This is a genomic window from Streptomyces sp. NPDC014734, from assembly GCF_043083325.1.
In the GTDB taxonomy this organism is placed as follows: domain Bacteria; phylum Actinomycetota; class Actinomycetes; order Streptomycetales; family Streptomycetaceae; genus Streptomyces.
This window is the reverse complement of sequence record NZ_JBIBYN010000052.1, coordinates 1-8,293: the sequence shown is the minus strand read 5'-3', so window position 1 is coordinate 8,293 and position 8,293 is coordinate 1. Positions and strand designations below refer to the sequence as shown.

Genomic DNA, 8,293 nt, shown 5'->3' with positions numbered 1-8,293 from the left:
CCTGCACCAACGCAACCGACGCCAACAAACCACCCTCACCCACAAGCGCCAACAACGAGAACACACCCGACACTTCCACACCGGCCGAGGTCTCGGCACGCAACCGTGCGGCCGTCGTCGCCCGGTCGGACTCCGTACCCAGCTCGACCACCCGTGCCTCGGCGCCGCACCGAGAGAGCATCCGCACGACGTCCTCGGCCCACGGGATGCCGGCGGCCGGGACGACGACCAGCCACCGACCGCTCAACATTCCGGAGGCACGGTCGCCCACCGGCTTCCAGGTGACGCGGTAGCGCCAGCCGTCCACCGCCGAACGCACGTGCTGCTGACGCCTCCACGCCGACAGCGCCGGAAGCAGCGCTTCCAACGCGCCCTCGCCGTCGACCTCCAGCGTCTCGGCCAGCGAGTCGAGATCCTCCCGTTCCACCGCTTCCCAGAAGCGGGCGTCGATCGAGTCCCTGTTCTCCTCCGTGGCAGTGGTACCGCCGGTCCGGATGTCCAGCCAGTAGCGCTGCCGCTGGAACGCATACGTCGGCAGGTCCACCCGCCGCGCACCCGTCCCGGCGAAGAACGACTGCCAGTCCGGCATGACGCCGTGCACCTGGAGCCCCGCGAGGGCGGTGGTGAGAGTCTCCGCCTCGGGTCGGCCGCCGCGCAGCACGGAGACGAAGGCCGCACCGCCTTCGACGAGACATTCCTGGCCCATGGCCGAGAGCACCCCGTCCGGACCCAGCTCCACGAAGGTGGTGACGCCCTGCGCCTCCAGCGCACGGACACCGTCCAGGAAACGGACCGCCTCGCGGACATGCCGCACCCAGAAACCGGGGTCGGTGATCTCCTCGGCGGACACCACACCACCGGTCAGGTTCGACACGACCGGAATGCGCGGCGCCTCGTACGTCAGCCCCTCCGCGACCTCGCGGAAGCCGTCGAGCATGCCGTCCATGCGGGGCGAGTGGAACGCGTGCGAAACGGTAAGCCGCTTCGTCTTCCGGCCCCGCGCCTCGAAACCTGCCGCGATCGCGACAGCAGCGTCCTCGTCGCCCGCAATCACGACGGACTGCGGACCGTTCAGCGCGGCGATGCTCACGCCCTCGGTCAGCAGCGGCAGCACCTCGTCCTCCGACGCCTGCACCGCCACCATCGCCCCACCAGCGGGAAGTTCCTCCATCAACCGCCCACGAGCCGCCACCAGCTTCGCCGCATCGGGCAGGGACAGCACACCCGCCACATGGGCGGCGGCCAGCTCACCGATCGAGTGCCCGGAGAGGAAGTCGGGGCGCAGACCCCAGCCTTCGAGCAGCCGGAACAACGCCACCTCGACCGCGAACAACGCGGGCTGCGTGAACCCCGTCCGGCCGATCAACCCGGCATCATCACCGAACAGCACGGACTTCAGCGGCTGTTCCAGATGCCGGTCCAGCTCCGCACACACCGCGTCCAGGGCCTGTGCGAACACCGGGAACGCCTCGTACAGCTCACGCCCCATACCCGGACGCTGACTCCCCTGCCCCGTGAACAGGAAAGCCGACTTACCACCGGCCACCGAACCACGCACCACACCTGTGGCCGGTTCGTCGGTGGCGAGGGCCGCCAGGGCACGGAGGAAGCCGTCGCGGTCCCGCGCCACCAGAACCGCGCGGTCCTCGAAGGTCGCGCGACCGGTCGCCAGCGAGTAACCGATGTCGGCGCAGTCGAGGTCGTCGGTGGAGAGGACATGGTCGCGAAGCCTGCGGGCCTGGTCACGCAGTGCGTCCTGGCCCACTGCCGAGAGCGGCCACGGGACGAATGACGGTGCCGAGGCCGACTCGGTGGCCACCGTGGCATCGGCGACCGTGGCATCTGCTGCCGGCGCCTGCTCGATGATCGTGTGCGCGTTGGTGCCGCTGATGCCGAAGGAGGAGACACCCGCGCGGCGCGGGCGGCCGGTCTCCGGCCAGTCGACGGCCTCGGTCAGCAACTCGACCGCGCCCGTCTCCCAGTCGATCTTCGACGAGGGCTCGTCGACGTGCAGGGTCTTCGGCAGTACACCATGGCGCATCGCCATGATCATCTTGATGATGCCCGCGACACCGGCCGCCGCCTGCGTGTGACCGATGTTGGACTTGATCGAACCCAGCCACAACGGCTGGTCCACGGACTTCTCCCGGCCGTAGGTGGCCAGCAGCGCCTGCGCCTCGATCGGGTCACCCAGCGTCGTCCCCGTGCCGTGCGCCTCGACCGCGTCCACGTCGGTGGCCTTCAGACCCGCACCGGCCAGCGCCGCACGGATCACACGCTGCTGCGACGGACCGTTGGGCGCCGTCAGACCATTGCTCGCACCGTCCTGGTTCACCGCCGACCCCCGCACCACGGCCAGGACCGGGTGACCGTTCCTCCGCGCGTCCGAGAGGCGCTCGACCAGCAGCATGCCCGCACCCTCGGCCCAGCCCGTGCCGTCGGCCGACGCCGCGAAGGACTTGCAACGGCCGTCGGTGGACAGACCGCGCTGGCGGCTGAAGTCGACGTAGGTCTCCGGGGTCGCCATCACGGCGACGCCTCCGGCCAGGGCCAGTTCGCATTCACCGTTGCGCAGTGCCTGGATGGCCCAGTGCAGCGCCACCAACGAGGACGAGCACGCGGTGTCGATGGTGACCGCCGGGCCCTCCAGACCGAAGGTGTACGCGACTCGGCCCGAGGCGATGCTGCCCGCGTTGCCGGTGCCGATGTAGCCCTCGACCCCGTCCGGAATGCCGTCCGTGCCGGTGACGTAGTCGTGGTACATCACACCCGCGAACACACCGGTCCTACTGCCCCGAACGGTTACCGGGTCGATGCCCGCACGCTCGAACGCCTCCCACGACGTCTCCAGCAGCAACCGCTGCTGCGGGTCCATGGCAAGGGCCTCTCGCGGCGAAATACCGAAGAACGCCGGGTCGAAGTCGGCGGCGTCGTACAGGAAGCCGCCTTCGCGGGTGTAGCTGGTGCCCGCATGGTCGGGGTCCGGGTGGTAGAGCGCGTCCAGGTCCCAGCCGCGGTCGACGGGGAAGCCGGAGACGCCGTCCCCACCGGTGGCCACGAGATGCCACAGGTCCTCCGGCGAACGCACCCCGCCGGGGAAGCGGCATCCCATGCCGACGATCACGACCGGATCGTCGTCGGTCGGCGCGAGAGCCGTGGCGACGACGGTCGGCGGGGTTTCGGTCTGCTCGGTGCCGAGCAGCTCGTCCCGCAGATGTCCCGCCAGGGCGGTGGGGGTCGGATAGTCGAAGACCAGGGTGGCGGGAAGGCGCAGGCCGGTGACCGTCCTGAGATCGTTGCGCAGTTCGACAGCGGTGAGCGAGTCGAAGCCCAGTTCCTTGAACGCCCGTGCCGCGTCCACGGCTTCCGGACCGGCGTATCCGAGCACTCCGGCGACCCGGCCGCACACCAACTCCAGGAGTGCTGCTTCCCGTTCGGCGTTGGTGGCCATCGCACGAAGCCGCTGGGACAGCGAGGAACCGTCTGCCGCCACGGCCGCTGCCGCAGCCGCGCGGCGGACCGGGACGCGTACCAGTCCGCGCAACAGCGCCGGCACGGTGCCGGTCGCGGCGGCCTCGGTACGCAGCCCCGCGTGGTCGAGCCGCATCGGGAACAGCACGGTTCCACCGTCCGCCCGGGCGGCGTCGAAGAGCGCGAGGCCCTCGTCGGCGGTCATCGGGGCGACGCCGCCGCGCGCGATGCGCCGCAGGTCCGTCTCGTCCAGGTCTGCGGCCATGCCGGAACCTGCCCACAGCCCCCACGCCAGCGCGGTCGCGGGAAGTCCCTGGGCGGCGCGGCGCTGGGCCAGAGCCTCCAGGAACGCGTTGGCGGCGGCGTAGCCGCCCTGCCCCGGCGCGCCGAACGCGGCGGCGGCGCCGGAGAACACCACAAACGCGGAAAGGTCGAGGCCGCGAGTCAGCTCGTCAAGGTTCAGCGCGGCGTCGACCTTGGGCCGCAGCACCCGCCCGACCCGTTCGGGGGTGAGTGAGTCGATGACGCCGTCGTCCAGCACACCGGCCGTATGCACCACCGCCGTCAACGGATGCTCCGCCGGAACAGCGGACAGCACCGCGGCCAACCCCTCCCGATCCGCCACATCACACACCGCCCACGTCACCGACGCACCCAGACCACCCAACTCCGACGCCAACTCCGCAGCACCCGGCGCCCCACCACCCCGACGACTCACCAACAACACATTCCGCACACCACACACGGACACCAGATGACGAGAGACCAACCCACCCAACTGGCCACTCGCACCCGTGACCAACACCGTCCCCCGCACATCCCACACCACACCGCCGACACCCTCACCCACCGCCACCCTGGCCAGCCGGGGGGCCAGGGCCGCGCCGTCGCGCAGTGCGAGCTCCGGCTCGTCCGTGGCGAGCGCGGCGGGCACCTTCCGGTAGGAGTTCGCAAGGCCGTCCGTGTCGAGCAGGGTCAGCCGACCGGGGTTCTCCGACTGCGCGGAGCGGAACAGCCCACGTGCGGCGGCCGACGGCAGGTCCGCGATGCCCGCTCCGGCCTCGGTCTCCACCGCCTGACGCGTCAGCAGTACCAGCCGCGTTTCGGCGAGCCTCTCGTCGGCCGACCAGGACTGGAGCAGTTCGAGCATGCGCAGCGTGGCGGCGTGCGCGGCGTGCGCGGCAACCGCGCCGGTCCCGGTGTCCTCACCGATCCAGGTGTCCTCACCGATCCCGGCGCTTCCGTCGGTTCCACCTATGAGGACGGTGTGCGGCACGGGCGCACCTGCCTCCATGGCCGCACGCAGCTCCGAGAAGTCGCGGTATGCGGTAGGTCCGGCACCGGTTCCGAACGCCTCGTCCAGCCCGGTGGATTCGGCAGCGTCGGCGCCCAGCACGACCCACTCACCGGTCGCGGTTCCCGCGGCGGGAACCGGAACAGCGGTCCACTCCAGTCGGAACAGTGACTCATGCAGCCCGCTCCGTGCGGCCCGTACCTGTTCGGCGGAAGCCGGACGCAGTGCCACCGAATCGACTGTGGCGACCGGCGCCCCGGTGCCGTCGGCAACGAGCAGGGACATGGTGTTTTCCGACTGCTCGGTAAGTCGCACACGGAGCACACCGGCGCCGGCGGCCAGCAGTTGCACACCGTTCCACGCGAAGGGCAGCAGCGCGCCCTCGGCCGGAGCGTCTCCCCTGTCCGGGGCGTCCAGACCGATGACGTGCAGGCAGGCGTCGAGCAGCGCGGGGTGCAGGCCGAATCGGTCGGCCTCCGCGCCCCGTACGCCCGGTACCTGCTCGACCGTGGGCAGCAGAACTTCGGCGAAGAGGTCGTTCCCCAGCCGCCAGGCACCCGCCAGCCCCTGGAAGACCGGGCCATAGCCCAGTCCCGCCCCGGCCAGTTCCTCGTAGAGGCCGTCGACGGGAATGACAGCAGCACCCTGCGGCGGCCATGCGGTGAGGTCGCCGGGAACGCTCTGCTCGGTGGTGGACAGCACACCGTTGGCGTGCCGGGTCCACAGCTCGGCCGCGAGCGCGTCCTGGCGGCGCGAGTGCAGGCTGAAGGAGCGGCGGCCGGACTCGTCCGGCCCGTCCACGACGAGCTGGAGTTGCACCGCGACCCGCTCCGGCAGCACCAGCGGCGCCTGCAGTGTCAGCTCGTCCAGTCGCTCGCAACCGACCTGTGCACCTGCGTGCAGCGCCAACTCGACGAAGGCCGTTCCCGGCAGCAGCACCGTGTCCATGATGGCGTGGTCGGCCAGCCACGGATGGGTGCGAGTGGCCAGCAGCCCGGTGAACAGGAACCCGTCCGCGTCCGCCAGTGGTACCGCCGCACCCAGCAGGGGGTGCTCCGCACCGCCGAGCCCGATCGACTCGGGGTCGCCGGAGGCCGGGGTGGCCGCGGGCCAGAAGCGCTGCTGCTGGAAGGGGTACGTCGGCAGCTCTGCGGGATCGACCCGGTGCGCGCCGGTGCCGGTGTAATAGGCGGACCAGTCCGGGGTCACGCCCCGGACGTAGAGCTGTGCCAGCGCACCGGTCAGCGTCTCGGCCTCCGAACGGCCCTTGCGCAGTACCGGTGCGAAAGCCGCGTCCTCGCCGGTGACGCACTCCTGGCCCATGGCCGAGAGCACCCCGTCCGGACCCAGCTCCACGAAGGTCGTGACGCCCTGCGCCTCCAGCGCACGGACACCGTCGACGAAGCGGACCGCCTCGCGGACGTGCCGCACCCAGAAACCGGGGTCGGTGATCTCCTCGGCGGACACCACACCACCGGTCAGGTTCGACACGACCGGAATGCGCGGCGCCTCGTACGACAGCCCCTCCGCGACCTCGCGGAACGCCTCCAGCATCCCGTCCATGCGGGGCGAGTGGAACGCGTGCGAAACGGTAAGCCGCTTCGTCTTCCGCCCCCGCGCCTCGAAACCTGCCGCGATCGCGAGAGCCGCGTCCTCGTCGCCCGCGATCACGACGGACCGCGGACCGTTCAGCGCGGCGATGCTCACGCCCTCGGTCAGCAGCGGCAGCACCTCGTCCTCCGACGCCTGCACCGCCACCATCGCCCCACCGGACGGCAACTCCTCCATCAACCGCCCACGCGCCGCCACCAGCTTCGCCGCATCCGCAAGCGACAAAACCCCCGCCACATGCGCGGCAGCCAACTCACCGATCGAGTGCCCGGAGAGGAAATCGGGGCGCAGACCCCAGGCTTCGAGCAGCCGGAACAACGCCACCTCGACCGCGAACAACGCGGGCTGCGTGAACCCCGTCCGGTCCAAGGGCTCGGCGTCGTCACCGAACACGACCTCACGCAACGGACGGTCCAGATACACATCCAGATGAGCACACACCGCATCCAGCGCATCCGCGAACACAGGAAACGCCTCGTACAGCTCACGCCCCATACCCGGACGCTGGCTCCCCTGACCCGTGAACAGGAACGCCGTCCGGCCCTCCACCACCGAACCCTCGACCAGACCAGCAACACCCCGCCCGGAAGCCAACCCCTCCAGAACCGCGAGCAACTCGCCACGATCGGTCGCAGCCAGCACCGCCCTTCGCTCCAGTGCGGCACGGCCTATGGCAAGCGAATGGGCGAGATCGAGCAGTTCGGTCTCGGGTCGCTCCGCGAGGTGCGAGCGCAGTCGCGCGGCCTGTTCCACCAGCGCCTCGGGCCCCTTGGCCGACAGTACGAACGGCAGTGGGGCGACGACGCGCGCAACGACCGGCGTGGCCGTGGTGTCGCCCTTGGCAGCCTCCTCGGTCGGGGCCTGCTCGATGATGGTGTGGGCATTGGTGCCACTGATACCGAAGGAGGAGACGCCCGCGCGGCGCGGACGGCCGGTCTCCGGCCAGTCGACGGCCTCGGTCAGCAACTCGACCGCGCCCGTCGACCAGTCCACGTGGGGGGTCGGCTCGTCGACGTGCAGGGTCTGCGGCAGCACCCCGTGTTCGATGGCCTTGACCATCTTGATGATCCCTGCGACACCGGCCGCGGCCTGGGTGTGGCCGATGTTCGACTTGATGGAACCAAGGAACAGCGGCCGGTCCCCGGGACGGTCCTGGCCGTAGGTGGCCAGCAGCGCCTGCGCCTCGATCGGGTCACCCAGCGTCGTCCCCGTACCGTGCGCCTCCACGGCGTCCACGTCCGACGTGGTCAGTCCGGCACCGGCCAGGGCCTGACGGATCACCCGCTGCTGCGAAGGACCGTTCGGCGCCGTCAGACCATTGCTCGCACCATCCTGATTGACCGCCGAACCCCGCACCACGGCCAGGACCGGGTGGCCGTTCCTCCGCGCGTCCGACAGCCGCTCCACGAGCAGCATGCCGACACCCTCACCCCACCCCGTACCGTCCGCACCCGCCGCGAACGCCTTGATACGGCCATCCGCCGCGAGACCACGCTGACGGCTGAAGTCGATGAAATTCTCAGGGGTGGACATCACGGTGACACCGCCCGCCAGGGCCAGCGTGCATTCGCCCTGACGCAGCGCCTGCACCGCGAGATGCAGCGCCACCAGCGACGACGAACATGCCGTGTCGACCGTGACCGCCGGACCTTCCAGACCGAAGGTGTACGAGATGCGCCCCGAGACCACACTCGCGGCGTTCCCCGTCCCCAAATGCCCCTCAAGCCCCTCGGGGGCCTTCATCAGCAAGGACAGGTAGTCCTGGCCGTTGGTACCCGCGAAGACGCCGACCTTGCGGCCGCGCAGGGTGGCGGGGTCGATGCCGGCCCGCTCGAACGCCTCCCACGACGTCTCCAGCAACAACCGCTGCTGCGGATCCATCGCCAACGCCTCACGCGGCGAAATACCGAAGAACGC

Annotated in this window: 1 protein-coding gene; it reads right to left on the bottom strand. The window is 70.6% G+C overall.

The window, feature by feature from the left end; all coding sequences use genetic code 11:
* Nucleotides 1-8,293, bottom strand: an 8,293-nt coding sequence (locus tag ACF1CT_RS37195) for a type I polyketide synthase (RefSeq protein WP_391788462.1), incomplete at both ends; no start/stop codon positions are given.